Annotated in this window: 21 protein-coding genes; 4 read left to right on the top strand and 17 right to left on the bottom strand. The window is 73.1% G+C overall.

The window, feature by feature from the left end:
* Window positions 1-39 precede the first annotated feature (39 nt).
* From HUN58_RS04040 to HUN58_RS04030, 3 genes are all read right to left on the bottom strand, one after another.
* Window positions 40-780: an HlyD family secretion protein gene (locus tag HUN58_RS04040; RefSeq protein WP_141859364.1), complete on the bottom strand. Its 741-nt coding sequence runs from the start codon at window positions 778-780 to the stop codon at window positions 40-42.
* Window positions 777-2735 carry a glycosyltransferase family 2 protein gene (locus tag HUN58_RS04035; RefSeq protein ID WP_254631618.1) on the bottom strand — a complete coding sequence of 653 codons (1959 nt, stop codon included), beginning with the start codon at window positions 2733-2735 and terminating at the stop codon, window positions 777-779. The genes HUN58_RS04040 and HUN58_RS04035 overlap by 4 nt, the downstream gene beginning before the upstream one ends.
* A 445-nt stretch (window positions 2736-3180) precedes the next feature.
* Window positions 3181-4215: an aldo/keto reductase gene (locus HUN58_RS04030; protein WP_114849323.1), complete on the bottom strand. Its 1035-nt coding sequence runs from the start codon at window positions 4213-4215 to the stop codon at window positions 3181-3183.
* 151 nt (window positions 4216-4366) lie between these two features.
* On the opposite strand from HUN58_RS04030, the gene HUN58_RS04025 reads away from it, so the two are divergent.
* Window positions 4367-4912, top strand: coding sequence for a TetR/AcrR family transcriptional regulator (locus HUN58_RS04025; RefSeq protein ID WP_144803818.1), 546 nt, complete (start codon window positions 4367-4369; stop codon window positions 4910-4912).
* A gap of 6 nt (window positions 4913-4918) precedes the next feature.
* On the opposite strand, the gene HUN58_RS04020 is transcribed toward HUN58_RS04025, so the two are convergent.
* Entirely contained in the window at window positions 4919-5845 is a 927-nt protein-coding gene (locus HUN58_RS04020; protein ID WP_180225963.1) for a LysR family transcriptional regulator ArgP, read from the bottom strand.
* Window positions 5846-5915: 70 nt separating this feature from the next.
* Here HUN58_RS04020 and HUN58_RS04015 point away from each other — a divergent pair, with 70 nt between their 5' ends.
* The gene (locus HUN58_RS04015; RefSeq protein ID WP_254631617.1) at window positions 5916-6743 is read left to right on the top strand and encodes a LysE family transporter; all 828 of its coding nucleotides are present in this window, start codon (window positions 5916-5918) and stop codon (window positions 6741-6743) included.
* 134 nt (window positions 6744-6877) lie between these two features.
* Here HUN58_RS04015 and HUN58_RS04010 read toward each other — a convergent pair whose 3' ends face one another.
* The 5 genes from HUN58_RS04010 to HUN58_RS03990 form a co-directional block, all read right to left on the bottom strand.
* Window positions 6878-8347 (bottom strand): APC family permease, encoded by a 1470-nt coding sequence (locus HUN58_RS04010; RefSeq protein ID WP_058740747.1) that lies wholly within the window; start codon window positions 8345-8347, stop codon window positions 6878-6880.
* Window positions 8348-8643: 296 nt separating this feature from the next.
* Entirely contained in the window at window positions 8644-9516 is an 873-nt protein-coding gene (locus HUN58_RS04005) for a hypothetical protein (protein ID WP_180225961.1), read from the bottom strand.
* Between the two features lie 29 nt (window positions 9517-9545).
* Window positions 9546-10541: an alpha/beta fold hydrolase gene (locus tag HUN58_RS04000; RefSeq protein ID WP_180225960.1), complete on the bottom strand. Its 996-nt coding sequence runs from the start codon at window positions 10539-10541 to the stop codon at window positions 9546-9548.
* Window positions 10542-10676: 135 nt separating this feature from the next.
* Complete coding sequence (locus HUN58_RS03995) at window positions 10677-11189, bottom strand: methylated-DNA--[protein]-cysteine S-methyltransferase (protein WP_180225959.1); 513 nt, start codon at window positions 11187-11189, stop codon at window positions 10677-10679.
* Between the two features lie 19 nt (window positions 11190-11208).
* Window positions 11209-12777 (bottom strand): DNA-3-methyladenine glycosylase 2 family protein, encoded by a 1569-nt coding sequence (locus HUN58_RS03990; RefSeq protein ID WP_180225958.1) that lies wholly within the window; start codon window positions 12775-12777, stop codon window positions 11209-11211.
* Window positions 12778-12882: 105 nt separating this feature from the next.
* On the opposite strand from HUN58_RS03990, the gene HUN58_RS03985 reads away from it, so the two are divergent.
* Window positions 12883-13422 (top strand): molybdenum cofactor biosysynthesis protein, encoded by a 540-nt coding sequence (locus HUN58_RS03985; RefSeq protein WP_114849315.1) that lies wholly within the window; start codon window positions 12883-12885, stop codon window positions 13420-13422.
* Between the two features lie 17 nt (window positions 13423-13439).
* Here HUN58_RS03985 and HUN58_RS03980 read toward each other — a convergent pair whose 3' ends face one another.
* The 5 genes from HUN58_RS03980 to folE form a co-directional block, all read right to left on the bottom strand.
* On the bottom strand, window positions 13440-13985 hold the full coding sequence (locus HUN58_RS03980) for a type 1 glutamine amidotransferase domain-containing protein (protein ID WP_208745419.1): 546 nt from the start codon (window positions 13983-13985) through the stop codon (window positions 13440-13442).
* Window positions 13986-14098: 113 nt separating this feature from the next.
* Window positions 14099-14752 (bottom strand): HAD-IA family hydrolase, encoded by a 654-nt coding sequence (locus tag HUN58_RS03975; protein WP_254631616.1) that lies wholly within the window; start codon window positions 14750-14752, stop codon window positions 14099-14101.
* A gap of 146 nt (window positions 14753-14898) precedes the next feature.
* Window positions 14899-15642 carry a pyrimidine reductase family protein gene (locus HUN58_RS03970; protein ID WP_229666842.1) on the bottom strand — a complete coding sequence of 248 codons (744 nt, stop codon included), beginning with the start codon at window positions 15640-15642 and terminating at the stop codon, window positions 14899-14901.
* On the bottom strand, window positions 15639-16577 hold the full coding sequence (gene folP / locus HUN58_RS03965) for a dihydropteroate synthase (protein WP_208745418.1): 939 nt from the start codon (window positions 16575-16577) through the stop codon (window positions 15639-15641). Before folP ends, HUN58_RS03970 begins: the two co-directional genes overlap by 4 nt.
* Complete coding sequence (gene folE / locus HUN58_RS03960; protein WP_114849311.1) at window positions 16574-17197, bottom strand: GTP cyclohydrolase I; 624 nt, start codon at window positions 17195-17197, stop codon at window positions 16574-16576. Before folE ends, folP begins: the two co-directional genes overlap by 4 nt.
* 150 nt (window positions 17198-17347) lie before the next feature.
* Here folE and HUN58_RS03955 point away from each other — a divergent pair, with 150 nt between their 5' ends.
* Window positions 17348-18820 (top strand): NCS2 family permease, encoded by a 1473-nt coding sequence (locus tag HUN58_RS03955; protein WP_180225957.1) that lies wholly within the window; start codon window positions 17348-17350, stop codon window positions 18818-18820.
* Window positions 18821-18980: 160 nt separating this feature from the next.
* On the opposite strand, the gene HUN58_RS03950 is transcribed toward HUN58_RS03955, so the two are convergent.
* The 3 genes from HUN58_RS03950 to HUN58_RS03940 all read right to left on the bottom strand — a co-directional run bounded on the left by HUN58_RS03950 (window position 18981) and on the right by HUN58_RS03940 (window position 21455).
* On the bottom strand, window positions 18981-19445 hold the full coding sequence (locus tag HUN58_RS03950; RefSeq protein ID WP_058740737.1) for a hypothetical protein: 465 nt from the start codon (window positions 19443-19445) through the stop codon (window positions 18981-18983).
* A gap of 166 nt (window positions 19446-19611) precedes the next feature.
* On the bottom strand, window positions 19612-20886 hold the full coding sequence (locus tag HUN58_RS03945; protein WP_180225956.1) for an MFS transporter: 1275 nt from the start codon (window positions 20884-20886) through the stop codon (window positions 19612-19614).
* Complete coding sequence (locus HUN58_RS03940; protein ID WP_141859396.1) at window positions 20883-21455, bottom strand: transcriptional regulator; 573 nt, start codon at window positions 21453-21455, stop codon at window positions 20883-20885. The genes HUN58_RS03945 and HUN58_RS03940 overlap by 4 nt, the downstream gene beginning before the upstream one ends.
* Window positions 21456-21518 lie beyond the last annotated feature (63 nt).

Raw genomic sequence — 21518 nt, 5'->3', positions numbered from 1 at the left:
CGGGCCCGCCCCGTCGGTCCGGGACGCGGGGCGCACCGGCTACAGCCCGATCTGGCGGGAGAAGTCCCGGACCATGTCCGTGACCCCGGCGAGCTCGCCGTCGTCCTGCAGGTGCAGCGTCGCGTCGACGGGCGTGCCGGGGCTCGTGATCCCCGAGGACGGCGAGGCGGACAGCTCGCGGCTCTCCACGTCGACGGTGGTCTTCGCCTGGCCGTCGGCGTTCGTCTCGACGCTGACGCTCTTGACGCGACCCGTGACGGTGCGGTCGTCGGGCAGGCGGAGCTCGACCTCGGCGCCGTTGCGGATGCGGCCGTAGTCGCGGGGCGTGACGGTGAAGTTCGACGTCACGAACAGGCTGTCCGCCTTGTGGATCGTGCCGAGCTCGGAACCGGCCTGCACGTAGCCGCCGGTCTTCACGTCGATCTTCGCGATCGTGCCGGAGACCTCGGCCTTGAACGTGATGAGCCCGTCCTCGCCGATGTCGTAGGCGCTCGTCTGGGTGTCCGCCCCGACGACGCCCTTCCGGATGTCCTGTGCGAGCTGCAGGCTCTGCACCTGGATCAGCTTCGCGCCCTTCTGGACGGTGTCGCCCTCCTCGACGTACTCCTGCGTCACGGTGCCGCCGTAGTCGGTGCCCACGGCGTACTCCTGCGCGGCGATCGCGGCGGAGGTGCTGGCGACGGCGCTCTGCCGCTGGTTGAAGACCAGCGTGCAGGCGGCGACGACCACCAGGACGACCAGCAGGCCGCCGAAGAGTCGGAGTCGGTTGGTCCAGGTCATGCGCGGTGTCCGTCCTGCGTCGCGACGCCGGCGATCGCGGCGCGCTGGGGTTCGAGGGTGTCGGGTCGGACGACGGTCGTCCGGATCGGGCTGGCGGGGGTCTGCGCCAGCGGGAGGGCCGGGCGGGCGACGCCGCCGCGGGCGCGCTCGCGGTCGGCGACGCGGTTCCGGGCCTGCTCGCGGAACGCGGCGACGATGAAGGCGAGGAACACGAGGGTGTTCGTGATGTTCCAGGCCGTGGCGAGCGTGAGCTGTCCGTTGTGCAGGTCGCGCCAGACGGCGACCACGCTCGTCAGCGACAGGAAGACGAACACCAGGACCTGCGGCACGATGAAGTTGAACGGCGACGGGGTCCGGCCGCGGTTCGCGCCGGTGACGTGCCAGGCCTGCTCCTTGCCGCAGAGCACGTTCCAGAGCGCGCTCGCGTAGATCGGGAACGACACCGCCGCGAGCAGCAGCGTCTCGTACCGGAACGACCCGAGGGCGTAGAACGCGAGCAGCACCTGCATCAGGTAGAAGCCGAGGTAGAACAGCACCCACTCGCCCGGGCCGATCGACAGGTTCATCGGGCGCAGGTCGAAGAAGATCTCGAGCGGCGGCACGAGGAGCAGCAGCCCGGGGACGATGCCCGTCAGGTAGAAGCTCGCCGTGACCAGGTACTGCAGCCGCTGGTCCATCGACAGCCGGTGCTTCGGGTTGAACGGGAAGTGCGTGAGCAGGATCTCGAACCCGCCGGTGGCCCAGCGGAGCTGCTGCTTCGTGAAGCCCTCGATGGTCTCCGGGGCGTCACCGACGGCCAGGGTCATCGGGATGAAGACGGACTTCCACCCGCGCTCGTGGAGCATCAGGCTGGTCCAGACGTCCTCGGACTTCGAGTCGGTGTGGATGCCGCCGACCTCGTCGATCGCGCTGCGGCGGAAGACGACGTTCGTGCCGACGCAGAACGCCGCGTTGAAGCGGTTCCGACCGGGCTGGATGAACTTGTAGAACACGGTCTGCATGTAGCCGGCGCCACGGGACACCAGGTTGTGCAGGTTGCCGTAGGTCTGCGGCGTCTGCACGAACGCGATGCCGTCGTCCGCGAAGAACGGGACGGTCTCGAACAGGAAGTCGGGCTTCGGCACGAAGTCGGCGTCGAACACCGCGAAGTAGTCGCCCTTCGCGAGGGTCAGGGCGTGGTTGATGTTGCCGGCCTTCGCGCCGTGCGAGGACAGGCGGCGGACGTAGCGGGCGCCGAGCTCGGCGGCGAGCGCCTGTACCTCGTCGCTCCGGCCGTCGTCGAGCACCCACGTGCGGTGCTCGCCGCGCATCGCGAGGGCGGCCTGCACGGTCGCGGCGATCTTCGACAGCTCCTCGCCGTAGACCGTGATGAACACGTCGACCTCGACCCGGCGGCCGCGGACGTGCATCGGCCAGCGGTGCGGCTGGTCGGTCAGGCCGTCGCGGGCGACGGTGTCGCGGTCGAACAGCGTGTCCTGGGTGTGGTGGAACGCGAAGTCGCGGGGGTCGGCGCCGCCGGACAGGATCGTCCACATCGACAGCAGGGCCTGGCCGACGAGGACGCTCTCCGCGACGATCACCAGGCCGTACGGCAGGAAGTCGCCGCGGTTGGCGGGGTCGAGCAGGAACACCGCGTACGCCATCACGCCGAGCGTCGCCACGAGCACGATGAGCACCATGACCGGGCTGTGCGCGCGGCTCTCGGAGCGGGGTCGCACGTGCGGGACCGCTTCGCCCTGGGCGCGCCGGCGGACCCGGTCACGGGGCGTGCTGGACAGGAACGGAGCACCCGTCGTGCGCGACTGGTTCGGCGCGGCGGTCGCGCCCACACTCGGGGCCGCGGCCGTGTCCGTGGGTTCGCCGACGTCGGGCGATCGCGGGGGCGAGTTCCGCCGGTACGGCGGGTTCGGCACCGCGTCCGGGCGCGGGCGGCGGAGGTCCGTGGGTGCGGACATGGCGGTTCTCCTGTCGGGTCGGGAGAGACTCGCGACCGGCAGGCGGGGACGCCGACGGTACGCGAGACGGGCGTCGGCGACTGTGGCGACATGGGTTCGGTACCAGGACTCGGGATCCGGCACCGGGGGACGGCGTCCGAGGGTGCGGACGCGCTGTTCGGTGTGTCGAGAGCGGTCGTGCGGCGACGGCCCGTCGCCGTCGGTCTGGTCGACACTACGAGCCGGTCGGCCGCGCCGTGTGTCCGACGGGTGAACTCGGCACCGGAGCGCCGATCCTTGCGGTTTCCCGCATTCCCGCACGCCCCGGCGCCGGGCGCGCGTGTCGGGGCGGGGCGGCGTTTCGCGGCGGCGCGTTCCGCGAAACGCAACGTCGGCGGATCCTCGCAGCGGTATCGCGCTGCGAGCAACCGCCGACGTTGCGTCTTGCGAGGGGGGGAGGGAGGGGTCAGGCGGCGGAGCGTTCGGCGAGCGGGCGGCGCCGGAGTTCCTGCCGGGTGATCGCCGGCGGCTCGTACTGCTGGTCGAGCCGGGAGACGTCGGCTCCGGGCGGGACGATCGCGTCGATGCGGTCGAGGACCTCGTCGGACAGTGCGACGTCGGCCGCGGCGAGCAGGTCGTCGAGTTGCTCCGTCGAGCGCGGGCCGATCAGCGCGCTCGTCACCCCGGGGTGGGCGATCGCGAACGCCAGCGCCAGGTGCGTCATCGGGATGCCGGTGTCCTCGGACAGCGCCGCCACCTGCTCCACGGCGTCGATCCGGCGCGCGTCCTGGTTGTGCCGGAACATCCCGACGCGGGCGAGGTCGCTCTGCTGCCCCTTCCGGAAGCGTCCGGTCAGCATGCCGCCGGCGAGCGGGCTCCACACCAGCGCGCCCATCCCGTACCGCTGGGCGACGGGCAGCACCTCGCGCTCGATGCCGCGGTTGAGGATCGAGTAGGTCGGCTGCTCGGAGCGGAAGCGCTCGAGGCCGCGGCGCTCCGAGGTCCACTGTGCCTCGACCTGCATCGACGCCGGGAAGTCCGAGCTGCCGATCGCCCGGACCTTGCCGCTCCGCACGAGGTCGGTGAGGGCGGACAGGGTCTCCTCGAGGTCGACGGTGTCGTCCGGGCGGTGCGCCTGGTAGAGGTCGATGTGGTCGGTCTGCAGGCGGCGGAGCGAGTCCTCGACCGCGCGGGTGATCCAGCGTCGGGAGTTGCCGCGCCGGTTGGGGTCGTCGCCCATGGGGCCGTTGAACTTCGTCGCGAGCACGACGTCGTCCCGGCGGCCCGCGATCGCCTTGCCGATCAGCGTCTCGGACCCGCCCTGTGAGTAGCGGTCCGCGGTGTCGATGAGGTTGATGCCGGCGTCGAGGGCGCGGTGGACGATGCGGATCGAGTCCTGCTCGTCGCCGTTGCCGATCCGGCCGTCCGTGCCGAGCATCATCGCGCCGAGTGCGAAGGGGCTGACCTGGATGCCGGTGCGGCCGAGGGTGCGGTACTGCATGGGAGTGCCTCCTGTCCGTGGCGCCCGGTGCTCCCGTGCCGTATCGTGGACGGAACCGGAACGCTCTTCCGGAACCATACGGAACGCTGTTCCGTTTCCGCAAGCCCCGCGCGGTCCGACCGCGCAACCCGACCCACCGACCGGAGGCCCCGTGCGCGCCGACGCCCGTCGCAACCTCGACGCCCTCGTGGACACCGCCCGTGCGGTCTTCGCCGAGCAGGGCGTCGACGCCCCCGCCCGGGTGGTCGCCGAACGCGCCGGGGTCGGTGTGGGCACGCTCTACCGGCACTTCCCCCAGCGGTCCGACCTGGTCGTCGCGGTGTTCCGGCAGGCCGTCGAGGACTGCGCGGACGCTGCCGCGGAACTCAGCGCCGTCCACGAGCCGGACGAGGCGCTCGCCCGGTGGCTGCAGCGCTTCACCGGGTTCGTCGCCACGAAGCGCGGTCTCGCGGCCGCCCTGCAGTCCGGGGACCCGGCGTTCGAGGGCCTGCACCCGTGGTTCATCGACCGGCTCGGCGGCGCGTTGACCGGGCTGCTCGACGCCGCCTCGGCCGCTGGAACCATCCGGAGCGACCTCGACGCGACCCAGCTGCTCCGCGCGGTCGCCGACCTGTGCCACGGCGCACCCACCGTCGAGCAGAGCCAGCACCTGGTCGGCCTGCTCGTCGACGGGCTCCGCTGGCGTGCGACCGCCTGAGCCCCGTCAGGCGGGCTGGTGCAGCCACTCCCGCGCGGTCGTCCGCACCGCGTCCGTCACGCGCTCGAGCAACGGGGACGCCAGGTTCCACCGCTGCCACCAGAGCGCCACGTCGGCGCGCCGGCCCGGGGTGAGCTCGACGAGCGAGCCCTCCCGCAGACCCTGCAGGCACTGCGCCTCCGGGAGCATCCCCCAGCCGAACCCGAGCGTCACCGCGCGGGCGAAGTCGGCCGAGGTCGGGACGAAGTGGCGCGGACCGCCGGGGGCGTGCCCGAGGACCCGGCGGAGGTACCCCTGCTGCAGGTCGTCGTCGCGGTCGTAGTCGACGAGCGGGACCCGGTCGAGCCGGTCGGTCATCCGTCGCTCGGTGTCCGCGCCGTCCAGGTACCGGGCGACGAAGGCCGGGGACGCCACGGCGCGGTACCGGTCGACGCCGAGCAGCACGGACGAGCAGCCCTGGACCGGGTCGGCCTCGGCGGTGACCGCCGCCATCACGGTGCCGGCACGCAGGAGCTCGGCGGTGCGGTCCTGGTCCTCGCGGTGTAGGTCGAACACCACCTCGGTGTCCGCACGGACGAGGGCGAGCGCGTCGAGGAACCACGTGCCGAGGGAGTCGGCGTTCACGGCGAGGGCGACGGAGGGGACCACCGGCAGCGCTGCGTCCCCGTCGGGACCCACTCCGAGCGCCCGTGCGGTCTCGTCGTCGAGCAGCCGCGCCTGACGCGCGTGTCGGAGGACGACCTCGCCGTCGGCGGTCGGCGCCACCGGGGTCGTCCGCTGGAGCAGGACCCGCCCGAGCTGCTGCTCCATCGCCTTGATCCGCTGCGACACCGCGGACGGGGTGATCGACAGCGCCCGGGCCGCGGCGTCGAGGGTGCCGTGGTCGACCGCGGCGAGCAGGGTCTCGAGGTGGTCGCGCTGCAGCCGGAGCATGCAGCTGAGCTTACGGTGCCGAAGGAACGTGAGCTGGCCTGCAGGTCGCGGCGGCCCTAGCGTCGGACGGGTGGACGCGCTCCTCCCCTTGCTCGCCGGCCTCGGCACCGGACTCGCGCTGATCGTGGCGATCGGCGTCCAGAACACCTACCTGCTCCGGTTGGCGGTGACCGCGTCGGTCCGGGTGGTCGCGGCCTCCGTCGTGGTGTGCGCGGTGTCGGACGCGGTGCTCATCCTGGCGGGCGTCCTCGGCGTCGGGGTGGTCGTCGAGCGCTTCCCCGTCGCGGTCGTCGTCATCCGCTTCGTCGGGGCGGCGTTCCTGCTGGCCTACGGGGCCCTCGCGGCGAAGCGCGCGCTGCGGCCGTCCGGGGACGCGATGCGCGTCGAGCAGGCAGCGGACGACGACGGGGTGCCGGCACCGGCAGCGGCACCCGCCGGGCAGACCCGGACCAGCATCCCGGCGCCCAGCGCGCCGGCGCCCAGCACGACTGCGCCCAGCACGCCCGCGACCAGCGCGTCGGCGACCAGCCCGACGGCCGAGCCGGCGGGGCGGACGGGGGTCGTGCCTCCCGGCCGGGGTGGGGTGACCACGCGCCCGGCCGCACCGACGATGCGGGCCGCGGTCCTGACCATGCTCGTGTTCACGTGGGCGAACCCGCACGTGTACCTCGACACGCTCGTGTTCCTCGGGTCGGTGGCGAACCAGCAGGGCGTCGACGACCGCTGGTGGTGGACGATCGGGGCCGTGGCGGCGAGCTGCCTGTGGTTCGGTGCGCTCGGGTTCGGCGGGCGGCTGCTGCGGCCGCTGTTCGCCCGGCCGCTCACCTGGCGTGTGTTCGACGGGCTGGTCGCCGTCGTGATGCTGTCGTTCGGCGTCGCGCTGGCCGTCGGCGCGTAGCGCGCGGCGGGGCGGCGCGGTGACGCCGTGTCGTGCGCCCGCACAACCGAAAGCACTCCGCGCCACGGAAACCCGTGGCGCGGAGTGCTTCGCGTTGCGCCGAGGACGAGTCGCAGCCGCTCCGACCGTCGGGCCTACTGCAGGCCCTTGCCCACCCGGCTGTGCCGACGGCTGTACCCGAAGTAGATCGCGAAGCCGATCGCCAGCCACACGATGAACCGCAGCCACGTCTCGACCTCGAGGTTGAGCATGAGCCAGAAGCACAGCACCGCCGAGATGATCGGGAGCACCGGCGACCACGGCACCCGGAAGGCGCGGGGCGCGTCCGGACGGGTCTTGCGGAGCACCACGATGCCGATCGACACGAGGACGAAGGCGGAGAGCGTGCCGATGTTGATCATGCCCTCGAGACGCTCGACCGCGGTGAACCCGGCGATGAACGCCACGACCACGCCCGCGACGACCTGCACCCGGACCGGGGTCTGCGTCTTCGGGTTCGTCTTCGAGAACCAGCGGGGCAGCAGGCCGTCACGGCTCATCGAGAACACGATGCGCGACAGGCCGAGCAGCAGCACCATCACGACGGTGGTGAGGCCGATCAGCGAACCGATGGCGATGATCCCCGCCGCCCACGGCAGGCCCACGATGTCGAAGGCCGAGGCGAGGGACGGGGCGTCCTCCTCCGCGAGGCGCCGGTACGAGACCATGCCGGTGATGACGATGCTGACGCCGACGTAGAGCAGCGTGACGATGCCGAGCCCGATGAAGATGCCGCGGGGCAGGGTCTTCTGCGGGTTCTCGGTCTCCTCGGCGCTCGTCGCGACGACGTCGAAGCCGATGAAAGCGAAGAACACGAGCGAGGCCGCAGCGAGCAGGCCGAACACCCCGTACTGCGCGGGCGCGGAGCCCGTGACGAAGGACACGAGCGACTGCGTCAGGACGCCGCCCTCGGCACCCTTGGTCGGCTCGGCCGGCGGGACGAAGGGCGCGAAGTTCGCGGCCTTGACGAAGAACGCCCCGGCGACGATGACGAAGACGACGATCGCGACCTTGATGACCGTGATGACCGCGGACACCCGACTCGACAGGCGCGTGCCGAACGCCAGCAGCACGGTGAACAGGCCGACGATGAGCACCGGACCCCACGTGAAGCCGATCGGGCCGAGCTGGATCGTGTCGGGCAGGTCGATGCCGAACACCCCGAACGCGGTGCTGAGGTAGATCCCCCAGTACTTCGCGATGACGGCGCTCGCGGTGAGGGTCTCGAGGATCAGGTCCCACCCGACGATCCAGGCGAGGAGCTCGCCCATCGTCGCGTAGGTGAACGTGTAGGCCGAGCCGGCGACCGGGATCGTCGACGCGAACTCGGCGTAGCACATGATCGCCAGGCCGCACGTGACGGCGGCGAGCAGGAACGAGATGATGACGCTCGGTCCGGCGAAGTTGGCGGCGGCGTTCGCGCCGACGGAGAAGATGCCGGCGCCGACCGCGACCGCGATGCCCATCGCGGCGATGTCGAACGTCTTGAGGGACCGTTTGAGTGACCGGCCCTGCTCCTCGGAGTCGGCCAGCGAGGCCTCGATCGACTTGGTGCGGAGTGCCATGGGGGGTTCCCGTCATCGGTCTGGCGGTGGACCCCGGAAGGGTACTGGTGTACCACCCCGGTCCGCAAACGGTGCGGGCGGCGCGGGGCGGGGCTCGGGCCGCAACGGCGGGACGCCCCCGGCCGGCGAGACGCCGCCGTGCCGGCGAGACGCCGCGGGACGGGACGGTGTCTCGGCTCGAGCGGGGCGTATCGCGTGGACGACGGCCTCTCGGCCGGGAGGCACGGGGCCGGGTGCGCGCGTCGGCCGCGGCGCCGATTCCGGGACGGGTCGGGCGGCGCCGGTCGCGGGGCGGGTCAGGCGGTGCGGCGCCAGTCCGCGAGGAAGCGTGCGCCCGCCTCGTCGTGGATGATCCCGTCCGGAGCGGTGAGCACCGGGTACGGCGTCGCGGGGACCCCGTCAGCGGGTCGGACGTCGACGTGGGCGACGTCGTGGCCGTTCGCGTGCAGCCAGTCCGCCATCGCGTAGTCGCTGCGCGAGTCCCCGACCGTGCGCCAGGTGACCGGCAGCTCGCCGTCCGCCGACAGCAGCTCGAGCGACCGCTCCGCGCCGAGGTCCTTGCCGGACCGGTCCGACTCGACGTCGGTCGAGATGATCGTCGGGTCGATGCGCCACTGCACGGCACCGTCGGCGTCCGGCCGGACGTCGTCGAGGCGGCGCACGCCGAGGCCCCGACGCACGAGCGCCGCCATCGCCTGCGCGTCGAAGTCGGCCTGGCGTTCCAGGTAGGTCGCGTTCGGCACCTCGACGCGCTGCTCGATCGACACCATCGCGCGCTTCGTCTCGTCGAAGAAGACCAGGTCGGCGTACTCGGCCCGGACGAGCTCGCGCATCTCGTCCGCGAAGTCGTGTGGGAGCGCGAGGTCCTCGGCGACCGTCAGCTCGCCCGTGCCGCCGTCGTACTGCGGTCCGATGGAGCACCAGACGGCGCCCTTCTCGCACACGGCGTGCACCCGGGTGCCCTCGGCCAGACCGCCGGCGAGCAGCGGACCGACGACCTCCTGCCGGATGAAGGCGTCGCTCCGACCGGTGTTGAAGACGATCGGGATGCCCTCGGCGGCGAGGGCGACGAGGTCCTCGACGATGGACGGGATCGCGATGGTCCGGGTCACCGGGCTGGCGATCGGTCCGTCGACGTCGAGCAGCAGGCCGAGGCGGGGAGCAGTCACCGCACCATCCTCTCGCAGCAGCCGGTCGGTCAGTGCGCGTCGGTGTCCCCTGGATCGACGCTCGGTGCGTCGACTCCCGTGAACCGGTCGACCAGGTGCCCGAGGACCACGGGGTCGGGCACGTGTCCCTGTCCCGGGACGACGAGGGACCGCGAACCCGGTACGGCCTCGGCGAGCGCCGCAGCCGCTGCACGCATCCACTCGACCCCGGCGTCCCCCGCGGCGACGAGCACCGGGACGCCCACCGCTTCGGCGACGCGCTGCGGGACCGCCAGTCCGCCGAGGACCCGGACGTCGCGGGAGAGCACGTGCGCATCGGCGAGGAGGGCCCTCCATAGCCGCGGTCGGAGTCGTGCGGCGGTGACCTGGCCCATCGGCAGGCCGAGGACCTGGGCGAGGAACGCCCGCACCGCCTGCGCGCGGTGGCCCGCGGCGACGTGCTCGTCGAGGACGTCCGCGAGCAGGACGTCGTCGGCGTGCGGGTCGACGGTCGCGCGGTACGGCGGTTCCCAGAGCACCGCGCGTCGGAGCGGGACGCCGGCCGCGAGTCCACGGAGGACGAGGCCCGCACCGACACACGTGCCGAGCGCGTCGACGGGACCGGGGACCGAGGCGACGACCGCCGCCATGTCCTCGATCTCGCGCTCGATCGACCACGGGGCGGTGTCCCCGCTCGCGCCCCGGCCGCGCCGGTCGTACGTGACGACCCGGTAGCGGTCGCGGAGTGCCCGGACGAGCCGGTCCACCGTCGGCGTGCCGTGGTGGTCGAAGGCGCCGCCGACGACGAGCAGGGTCGGACCGGAGCCGGCCTCGGAGACGGCGAGCGGCGTGCCGTCCGCCGAGTGCACGATCCGGTCGAGGTGCCCGACCGAGAAGTGTCCGGACGAGGGCTGTCCGGCCGAGGGCTGCCCGGGCGAGAGGTGCCCGGCCGGGAGCGGGGCCGGCGCGATGGCGCTCCCCGGGACGCCGGGCGCTCCGGGAGGCCCCGCCGCGTGCTCGGGGGTGCGGGGACGATCGTCGTGCATGGGTGTCCTCGGGGTGGTGCGACGGCGCTGCGTCGGGTCCTCGGGACGGACCGTGCTGGTGTCGGTACCGAGAGCATGGCAGGCGCCCCGGTCCGCGTCACCACCCGCAAGCAGGGGGAGGACGGCCAGTACCCGTCACACCAGCGCCGTCGCGCCCACCGACTCCCGCTCGAGCAGGGACCGCTTGACGTCGAGGCCCCACGCGAACCCGCCGAGGGTGCCGTCCGACCGGAGGACCCGGTGACAGGGCACGAACAGCGCCGGGGCGTTCCGTGCGCACACGCTCGCGGCAGCTCGGATCGCGTCGGGCCGACCCATGGCGCTCGCGAGTTCGGTGTAGGTGAGCACCGACCCGGCCGGGATCGCCCGGAGCTGTCGCCACCCCTCGGCGAAGAGGTCCGTGCCGAACTGCCGCACGGGCACCTGCATGGCGTGCTCGACCTGCCCGTCGTAGAAGGCGTCGACCGCCTCGGCAGCGCTGACCGCGCCGTCGACCACGCGCTCGGGTCGGTGTCGGTCGGCCAGCCGGGCGACGATGCGCTCGGCGTCGTCGGTCCACCCCGAGGCGAGCACGCGGCCCTCCGAGTCCTCGAGCACGGTGAAGGGCCCGTCTGGCGTGTCCAGCGTCTGGATGATTGCGTCGGTCATCGATCGTCCTCCTCGTTGATCAGCTTCGTTGGGCGGCTGAGGCGGCGGCGGCCCGCGCGCTCGTCTCGGCGACGGCGGCCGCCCGGTCGACGATCGGCCGCCAGCAGTGCATCGTCAGGTAGCTCCGCCACGGCGCCACCTGCTCCGACCGTACGGAGAGCTCGCGCGCCGCACCGGGCAGTCCGAGTTCCTGTGCACCGTTCCGCACGGCGAGGTCGCTGTGGAGGAACACGTCGGGGTGGTGCCGGACCCGCAGTGCCACGTAGTCGGCGGTCCAGGGGCCGATGCCCTTCACCGCGAGGAGTCCGCCCCGGAGCTCGTCGAGGGACTGCACGGCATCGACGATGAGCGTGCCGACCGCGAGTGCCTCGGCCACGCGGATGATGGTGTCCACGCGCGCCGCCGGGCCCCGGAGGACCTCGCGACCGCGCTCCGCGATCACTGCAGCCGTCGGGAACAGTCGACCGCCCGGCACCAGGTCGTCGGGCACCGGTGCGCCGAGCGCGGCCACGAGCCGGGTCTGCGCCGTGCGTGCGGCGGCGACCGACACCTGCTGGCCGATGAGGGTTCGGAACAGGACCTCGTCCGCGTCGGCGTGCCCGGGCAGCCGGATCCCCGGGACACGGGCCACCGCGGGTGCGAGCTCCGGGACGGCCGCGAGGACCGCGTCCACCGCCTCCGGATCGGCGTCGAGGTCGAACAGCGAGCGCACCCGCGCGACGAGCGTCGGCAGGTCGGACAGGGTGGTCAGCCGCACCCGCAGGTCGATGCCGGTCCGACCGGCTGCGGAGCCGGCCGTCCGCGTGGCGGAGGCCGACGCCGTGAAGCGAGCCGGGCCTCCTGGCAGGTCGACCAGCCGCCCGTACGAGGTGACCCGCCCTGAGTCGTCCCGCTCCACCTGCTCGAGCCCGGCGAGTGCGTGGAGCGCGTGCCAGTCGAGCAGGCCCTGGGCGTCGAACGGGGCGCGGGCCGGCAGGTGCACGTGCAGCCAGCCGTCCTCGACCGAGCGGAGCACGCGGCGGGCCCGGAGTTCCGACGGGGTGACGGCGAAGACCTCGCGGATGGTGTCGTTGAACTGCCGGACGCTCGCGAAGCCCGCCGCGAAGGCGACGTCCGCCACGGACAGGTCGGACGAGGTGAGCAGCGCGCGGGCGGTCTGCGCGCGGTGTGCCCGGCTGAGCGCCTTCGGTCCCGCACCGAGCTCGGCCGTCATGATGCGACCGAGCTGCCGTTCCGAGTAGCCGACCCGAGCGGCGAGGCCGGGGACGCCCTCGCGCTCCACCACCCCGTCGAGCACGAGCCGCATCGCCCGGCCGGCGACGTCTTCGCGCAGGTCCCACTCGGGGCTGCCCGGGGTCGCCTCGGGCAGGCACCGCTTGCACGCGCGGAACCCGGCGAGGTGCGCCGCGGCGCTGGTGCGGAAGAAGGTGACCCCGGACGCGCGCGGCGTTCGGGCGGGGCAGGACGGTCGGCAGTAGATGCCCGTCGAGTGCACGGCGGTGACGAACTGACCGTCGAACCGCGCGTCGCGGGAGGCGACGACGCGGTAGCGCTCGGCGTGCAGGGTGTCGTCCGCGGTGCTGGTCATGCGGCAACCCTGACACGGGCCGGCGACAGTGACCGGCGGGAATCGGACACGGCAGCGGCGGCATCCGGGGCGGCTCGCCACGGCCGCTACGACTACGGTGGGCGCGTGGCCGAGGACCTGCGCGTCGAGACCCCCGTGGAGGTCGTCCTGCTCCTCGCGTCACCCCGCCACCGATACGAGGGGCGCCCGGTGGACGGTGCGCTACCGGCCGACGGACCCGAGCTGCGCGACCGGATCGAGCTGCGGGCGGGACTCGGCATCGTCGGCGACCGGTACTACGCCGCCCGGGCCCACGTGCACGCCACCGTGACGGTCATCGGTGTCGAGGGGCTCGAGGAGGTCTCTCGCTCCCTCGGCGCGGCGGTGGACCCGGCGGCGACCCGACGGAACGTGGTGCTCCGCGGCGCGGACGTCGAGGCGCTGCGCGGGGAGCCGTTCTCGCTCCAGGTCCCCGGCGAGGAGCCCGTGCTGTTCCGCGGGTACCGCCCGGCGAACCCGTGCGCCTGGATGGACCACGAGGTCGCACCGGGGGCGTTCCGTGCGATGCGGGGTCGGGGCGGGGTCCGGTGCGACCCGGAGTCCGACGGGGTGCTGACCCTCGGACCCGCGGTGCTCCGGACGACCCGCCCCGTGCCGCTGCCCTGAACCGCGCGCTGGCGGCGTCAGGCGGTGAGCGCCTGCTCGATCGCGTCGACGAACGCGGGCAGGTCGTCGGGGTTCCGCGAGGTGATGAGGCCGCCGTCGACCTGGACCTCCTGGTCGACCCACTCCGCACCGGCGTTCCGCACGTCGGTCTGGAGCGACGGGAACGAGGTGATCGTCTTGCCGGAGACCACGCCCGCCTCGATGAGCGTCCACGGGCCGTGGCAGATCGCCGCGACGGGCTTGCCGGCCTCGGCGAACGCCTTGACGAGGGCGACCGCGTCCTTGTCCTGGCGGATGGTGTCGGCGTTGATCGTGCCGCCGGGGACGACGAGCGCGTCGTAGTCGCCTGCTCCGCTGACACTGCCGATGGTGGTGTCGACGGACACCGACTTGCCCGGGTCCTTGTCGCCGACGAGGGTCTCGATCGAGCCCGACTCCTGCGCGGCGACGGTCACGTCCGCACCGCGCTCACGGAGTTGGTCGGTGGGGACGACGATCTCGTCCTGCTCCACACCGTAGTTCGTCGCGATGACGAGGATCTTCTTGCCGTCGAGGGCTGCCATGGTCGCTCCTTCCGGGCCGGGATCGTCCGGCCGCACCTGCGGTCGAGGGTCCTGACCGCAACGACCACCGTCGTCGGGGAGCGCTGGACGCGTTCGCAGTCCGGAGCCGACGTTCAGCCGCGGACGCGGAAAGCGGCCCCTTCACGCTCGACCGCGAGCCCGTCGTACCCCGCGATGCGCGGCAGCCCCTCGGTCACCGGCGCCGAGAGGGTCCCGACGACGACCGTGGTGGCGCCCGACGCGAGCGCTGCCTCGACCCCGGCGGGGGCGTCCTCGAACGCCAGGCACCGCTCGGCGGGGAGCCCGAGCAGGGCGGCACCGCGCAGGTACCCCTCGGGGTGCGGCTTGCTCCGCTCGGCGTCCTCCGACGGCACGAGGGCGTCGGGCACGGGGACCCCGGCCGCGACCATGCGCTTCACGGCGAGGTCACGCGGGGCACTCGTCACGAGCGCGATCGGGACCCCCGCGTCGAGCAGGCGCCGGACGAAGGCGGCGGCGCCGGGGACCTCGACGATGCCGTCGGTGGAGTCGATCTCGGCGGCGATCATGGTCGCGACGATCTCGTGCTGGTCCTCCGGCGACAGGTGCGGCAGGAAGCGCTGCACGGTGTCGATCGTCTGCCGACCGTGCGAGAAGCCGAGGATCTCGGCCGGGTCGAGTCCGTGCTGGTCGCCGAACCTCGTCCACGCGGCCTCGACCACCGTGGTCGAGTCGACGAGCGTCCCGTCCATGTCGAACAGCACCCCGGACACCACGACGTCGATCACACCGTCGACCCTAGCCGCGCCGAGACTCGGCCCGGCGGACGAGACTCGCGTCCCGGAGCGCGAGTCGCGTCCACCAGCGCGAGACTCGGCGCCACGCGAGACGCCCCCGCGAGACGCCCCGCCGCCCCGGCGCGCGCCGTCCCGCGTCAGCCCCGCGCCCGCACCCACCGCGTCAGCAGCACCCCGCCGTCGCCGAGCAGCACGTGCGCCGGCCGCATCCGCCGCAGCTCCGGCGAGGACCCGGTCGCGATCCGCGGCCCCTCCCCGCCCTCGAGCGACGGGTCGATCGTCAGCGTCAGCTCGTCCACCGCGTCGGCCGCCACGAGCGCCCCGAGGAACGACGGCCCGCCCTCGCAGTGGATCCGGTCCAGCCCCCGCGCGGCCAGGGCGTCCCGCAGCGCATCCACGTCCACAGCGGTGGAGCCGCACTCCACCACGTCCGCGACGGACGCCAGGGCCTTCCCGGACGACGACGCGGCTCCCGATCCGGAGGTCAGCACGATCGGCCGCACCGGCGCCTCGGTGAAGACCCGCGACGACGCGTCCATCGACGCCGAGTTCGTCACGATCGCGAAGACCGGGTGGTCGGGCATCCCGTGCGCCCGGCGCCACGCCACGTCGGCGTCGTGCAGCACCATCGGGCCGTACTCCTCGTCGCGCACGGTCCCCGCGGCGACCAGCACCACGTCGGCGGTCCGGCGGAGCAGGTCGAACACCCGCAGGTCGTCGTCCCCGCCGAGCGAAGCAGTGCGGCCCGAGGCGGAGGCCGACCCGTCGAGCGTCGCCACGAAGTTCACGCGCAGCCACGGTCCCTCGGGCACGGAGGCGGTGTAGAGCTCGAGCAGGTCGTCGTCGGACAGGTCCGCGACGGACGGGGGCAGGACGGTCACGTGTTGTGCCTCGCTTCCACGGGTTCGCGCCAGCCGAGGACCGCCTCGACCATGCGCATGGCGTCGACGCTCTCGACCACGTCGTGCATCCGGACGATCCGGGCGCCGAGCATCGCGCTGACGGTGGCCGCGGCGAGCGACCCCGGCAGGCGCTCACCACGGGGGCGTCCGAGGGACTCGCCCACGAAGTCCTTGTTCGACACCGCGGCGAGCACCGGGTAGCCGAGCGCGACGACCTCGGGCAGGCGCCGCGTGACCTCGAGCGTGTGCACGGTGTTCTTGTTGAGGTCGTGCCCCGGGTCGACGATGATCCGCGACTCGGGGATGCCCGCGGCGAGTGCCCGGTCCACGCGCTCCTGCAGGAACGTCACCACCGAGGCGGTCACGTCCGCGTACGTCGGCGGCTCCGGCAGGTGCTGCCGGGGCGGGGCGGTCGAGTGCGTGATGACGATGGTCGCGTCGGAGTCCGCGACGACGGACGCCATCCGCGGGTCGGAGAGTCCGGTGGTGTCGTTGACGACGCTGGCGCCGGCCGCGATCGTCGCCGCCGCGACCTCGGGTCGGAAGGTGTCGACCGAGATGACGACGTCGGACTGCTGCGCGAGCTGGGACACGACCGGCAGGACGCGGTCGAGCTCGTCCGCGGCGGACAGCTCGGGTCCGGGAGCGAACTTCACGCCGCCGATGTCGACCCAGTCGGCACCCTGGTCGGCGGCGCGCACCGCCGCCTCGACGGCCCGGTCGAGCGCGAAGGTCGCGCCCTTGTCGTGGAACGAGTCCGGCGTGCGGTTGACGATCGCCATGACGGCGACGCGGTGGTCGAAGTCGAAGGTGCGGCGGCCGATGGTGCGGATCGGGTCGCGCAGGTCCGGCACCACCCAGCCGGGTGCGGTGGACACGGCCGGGAGGCTCGTGGCCGGCTGCTCGGTCGTCATGCGTCCGCCCCGTGGTCGTTCCCGGTACCCGCGGCAGCGCCGAGGCCCGCGCCGATGAGCGCGATCGCCTCGGCACGGCCCGCGGCCTCGGCGAGGCTGCCGGTCGCCGCGACGGTCACCGTCGACGACCCCGACTGCCGTTCGCCCCGCGCGGTGACGCACTGGTGCCGGGCGTCGAGCACGACGAGCACGCCCGCGGCGTCGAGTCCCTCGGCCACGGCCGCCGCGACCTGCTCGCCGAGCCGCTCCTGCAGCTGCGGGCGCGAGGCCACGGCGTCGAGGACGCGGGACAGGGTGCCGAGGCCGATGAGCTGCTCCCCCGGCGCGTACGCCAGGTGCGCGACCCCGATGAAGGGCAGCAGGTGGTGCTCGCACATCGAGCGGAACCGGACCTCGCGGACGACCACGAGCTGGCCGCGCTCGCCGTCCTCGGAGTGCACGGCGCCGTCCCGGGCGATCGCGGTCGCGTCGACCCCGATGCCGGCGAAGAACTCGGCGTAGGAGTCGGCGACGCGGGCCGGCGTCCGCTCGAGCTCGGGGCGGTCGGGGTCGTCGCCCACGGCGAGGAGGAGCTCGCGCACGGCGGCTTCGATGCGCGCGCGGTCCAGACGTTCGTTCACCTGTTCATCCAACACCGTGTCTGGCCGCAGAACGCGACCCGGCACCCGGGGTGCCGTACCCCGTCCAGGTGGGGCGCGCCTCCCGGCCGGATCGGTGACCGCCGTACCAGCGCGACCCGCCGCACTCCCAGCGTTCTGTAAACTCCTTCGGTGAGCGCCCAGCAGACCGACACCCCGCCCCGGAACCGCTTCGCATCCGGCCTCGACCGCTTCTTCTCGATCACGCAGCGCGGGTCGAGCATCCCCCGCGAGGTCCGTGGTGGCCTCGTCTCGTTCGTGACGATGGCGTACATCGTCATCCTCAACCCGCTCATCCTCGGCGGGTTCAGCCAGGACCAGGCACCGCACGACGTCCTCGGTGGCTGGCTGCAGAACGCCCAGGTCGCCGCGGCCACCGGCCTCGTGGCCGGGGTCATGACGATCGCGATGGGACTCGTCGCGAACCTGCCGTTCGGCATCGCAGCGGGGCTCGGGATCAACTCGTTCCTCGCCGTGAGCGTCGTGCACCAGGTGACGTGGGCCGAGGCGATGGGCCTGGTCGTCATCAACGGCGTGGTGATCGTCATCCTGGCGCTGACCGGCATCCGGACGATGATCTTCACGGCGGTGCCCGCGCAGCTCAAGGCCGCGATCACGGTCGGCATCGGCCTGTTCATCGCCTTCATCGGGCTCGTCGACTCGGGCTTCGTGCGCACCACGAAGAACGCGTCGCCGCCGCTGCAGCTCGGCGAGGACGGCTCCGTCGCGGCCCTGCCGACGATCGTGTTCCTGATCGGCCTGGTCGTCATCGGCACGCTCATGGCGCGCAAGGTCAAGGGTGCGCTGCTCATCGGCATCATCGGCACGACGATCGTCGCGATCATCCTGCAGGCGATCTTCAAGGTCCCGACCTCGGTGGACTCGCCGACCGGCTGGAACCTCAACGCACCGGGGCTGCCGAGTGCGTTCTTCGCGCTGCCGGACCTGTCGCTCGTCGGGCACGCGGACGTGTTCGGGGCGTTCACCCGCATCGGTCCGGTCGCCGCGTCGATGCTCGTCTTCACGCTCGTGTTCACGAACTTCTTCGACGCCATGGGCACGATGACCGGGTTGGCGAAGGCCGCCGGGGTCGCGAAGCCCGACGGAACCTTCCCGCGCCTGAAGTCCGCGCTCGTCGTCGAGGGTGCCGGGGCGATCGCCGGCGGTGGTGCCTCGGTGTCGTCGAACACGGTGTTCATCGACTCCGCGTCGGGCATCGGCGAGGGCGCCCGCACGGGCATGGCCTCGGTCGTGACGGGGCTGCTGTTCCTGGCGTCGATGTTCCTCACGCCGCTGACCCAGGTCGTGCCGCTCGAGGTCGCGGCCGCCGGACTCGTCGTCGTGGGTGCGCTCATGGTGGCGCAGGTGAAGGACATCGAATGGACGGACTTCGGGGCGGCGCTGCCGGCGTTCCTGACGATCGTCGTGATGCCGCTGACGTACTCGATCGCGAACGGCATCGGCGCGGGCTTCATCAGCTGGGTGCTCATCAAGCTGCTGTCCGGCCGCGGGCGCGAGGTCTCGTGGCTGCTCTCCGTCGTCGCCGCGGGCTTCCTGCTGTACTTCGCGCGCGGCCCGCTCGAGGCCCTGCTCGGGGTGGGGTAGCGGGGCCGGCTCGCCGGTTCGTCCCGGCTCGTTCCCGCAAGACGCAACGTGGGCGGTTCCTCGCAGCGACATTCCGCTGCGCGGAGCCGCCCACGTTGCGTTTCGCGAAGAGACCGTCCGGCAGGCCGGCAGTCCGGCAGGCCGGACTGGAGGCTCGGGGTCAGTCCCGCAGGTCCGCCGGCTTGGCCTCGTGGCGGCGCCGGCCGTCCGTGCGCCGGTCCTCCTTCATGCTCGCTTCGTACAGGTGGCGCTTCCCACCGACGAGCTGGTCGCGAGCGGTCTGCTCGAGCTCCTTGGCGAGCGCGTAGTAGTTGTCGTCGTAGTCCTCGACGATCTGGAACGTCCACCGCCCGTCGATGACGTTCCGCCCCACCAGCTCGGTGTCGATCCGCTCCGCGAGCTCGGTGTGACCCGCCTTCCGGAGCTGCTCGACCGCGTCCCCGAGGTTGAGGTCCGCCGTCCCCGTCAGCCGGTGGAACCCGTAGAGCAGGCCACGGGCGTGCTCGAGCACCTCGAGGGCGGCCGACAGCGTGCCGAGGGCCTCGACGGTCGCCTCCGACACCCCCTCCGGCACCTGGTGTGCGTCGTCGGGACCCTGGCCGTCGTCGTGTCGCTCGTCAGTCATGCACCCCGTCTACCGGAGCGGTGCTCGGGGCACTCCGAGCGGGTCGGCGCCCGGTGGTGCGGAGTGCTCCCGCACAACCGGAAGCACGCCGCGCCGCGGGAGTCCGTGGTGCGCCGTGCTTCCGGTTGTGCGGAGCGCAGCCGGCCCGGCACAGCCCCGCTCCGCCTCACGCCGACGGAGTCGAGACCGGCACCGGCAGCCGCGCTGGGGGCTCGGCCGCACGCCGCTCCATCAACCGCCACGACCCCCCGAGCAACGGCGACAGCGTGACCACCGTGTAGACCACCGCCACGATCCCGAACGTCGCCGTCACGCCGATGCCGTCCGCCGCGATCCCGCCGACGAGCCCGCCGAGGGGGATGCCCGCCCACGACCCCGCGGACAGCAACCCGAACACCCGGGCCCGCATCGGCGCCGGGATCCGCTCGAGCTCGACCGCGCCGAGGATGGGGTTCAGCGCCCCGGCCGCGAACCCGGACAGCACGCACGCACCGAGCACCCACGGCAGCCCGAGCCCGAGTGCCGGCACCACGAGCGACGGACCGCCGGCGAGCACGAAGCAGACCACGAAGGTGATCCGGCGCGGCACCCGGTGCGCCACGTACCCGAACGCGAGCGACCCGAGGAACGCCGCCCCGCCGAAGGTCCCGCTGACGATGCCGAGCGACTGCGCGCCGTCGAGCACCCGGTCGGCGTAGAGCGGGAGCAGCGCCGTGGACCGCGCGGCGTCGAGCAGGTTCGTCACGAGCACGAGCGCGATCACGAGCCGGAACAGCGGGTCCCGCACGCAGAACTGCAACCCGGCCCCGAGGTCCCGCCAGTAGCCCGCGGACGGCTCGGCCGGCGCCGCGTCCGGCGCCGGGTGCACCGTCGCACCGCGGAGCGTCAGCACCGCGAGCACCGCCGCCGCCGCGAAGACCGACGCGGTGACCGCCAGCGCAGGCAGCGGTCCGACGGCGCCGACGAGCAGTCCGGCAGCGGGCGCACCGAGCAGCACGGAGAACCGGACGGACGCCTCGAAGTGCCCGACCGCCCGTTCGAGCGGGATGCCCGCGGCCGTCGCGAGCCCCGGCAGGAGCACCCGCCGCCCGGACTCCCCCGGAGTGTCGAACAACCCGCCGAGGAACACGAGCACGAGCAGTCCCCATGACGGCAGCCCGACCGTCCCGGCCAGGAGGGGGATCGCGGCGAGGGTCACCGCGCTGACGAGGTCCGACACCACGCTCGACCGGACGAACCCGAACCGCTCCACGAGCACGCCGCCGAACGCCCCGCCGAGCACGATCGGCACCGTCGCCGCGAACGCCGCGATGCCGACGTCGGTCGCGGACCCACCGCGCGAGAGCACCACGAACGGCACCGCGATGGTCGTCGCGACGTTGCCCGTGCGCGAGACGACCTGCACCGCGAGGAGCGACCGCAGCCGCCACCGCGCGTTCACGGCCGTGCCGACCGGTAGCTCTGCACGACCGCCGTCACACGCTCGGAGCCGTCGCCCGCCACGTGGTCGACACTGACGGCCTCCCACCGGTCGAGCACGCCCTGCAGCTCGGCGCCGAGGTCCCGCAGTTCGTCCACCGTCAGCCGGAGCACCCGGTCGCCGCTGTTCGAGGCCGCGACCCACTCGCGGCCGAGTGCCGGGACGTGGTCGATGAACGCCCGGTACTCGTCGGCGTAGGCCTGGGCGACGGTGTGGTCGAGCGCCGTGGCCGCGAGCATCCGGTCGGGGTCGTCGAACGCGTCGGCGAGGTTCCACGACGTGTGCTGCGCCGTGGCCCGCCACCAACGCTCACGTCGGTCGGTGCCGAGTTCCGGAGCGGGCTCGATGAAGCCGGCGGTCGCGAGTCGTCCGCAGTGGTAGCTGATCGTCCCGGGCGCCTCGTCCACCTGCTCCCCGAGCATCGCGGCGGTCTGCGGACCGCCGGAGCGCAGCAGCCCGACGATGCGCAGCCGGGTCGGGTGGGCGAGCGCCCGCATGTGGGCTGCGTCGTCGAGTCGCTGGACGTCCATGACTCGACGATAGATCCACAAGAATCGTTGCGCAACACTTCTTGTGGATCGGACTGGAGGATC

The sequence above is a fragment of the Curtobacterium sp. Csp1 genome, assembly GCF_013347185.1.
This window is presented reverse-complemented; position numbering and strand designations above follow the sequence as displayed.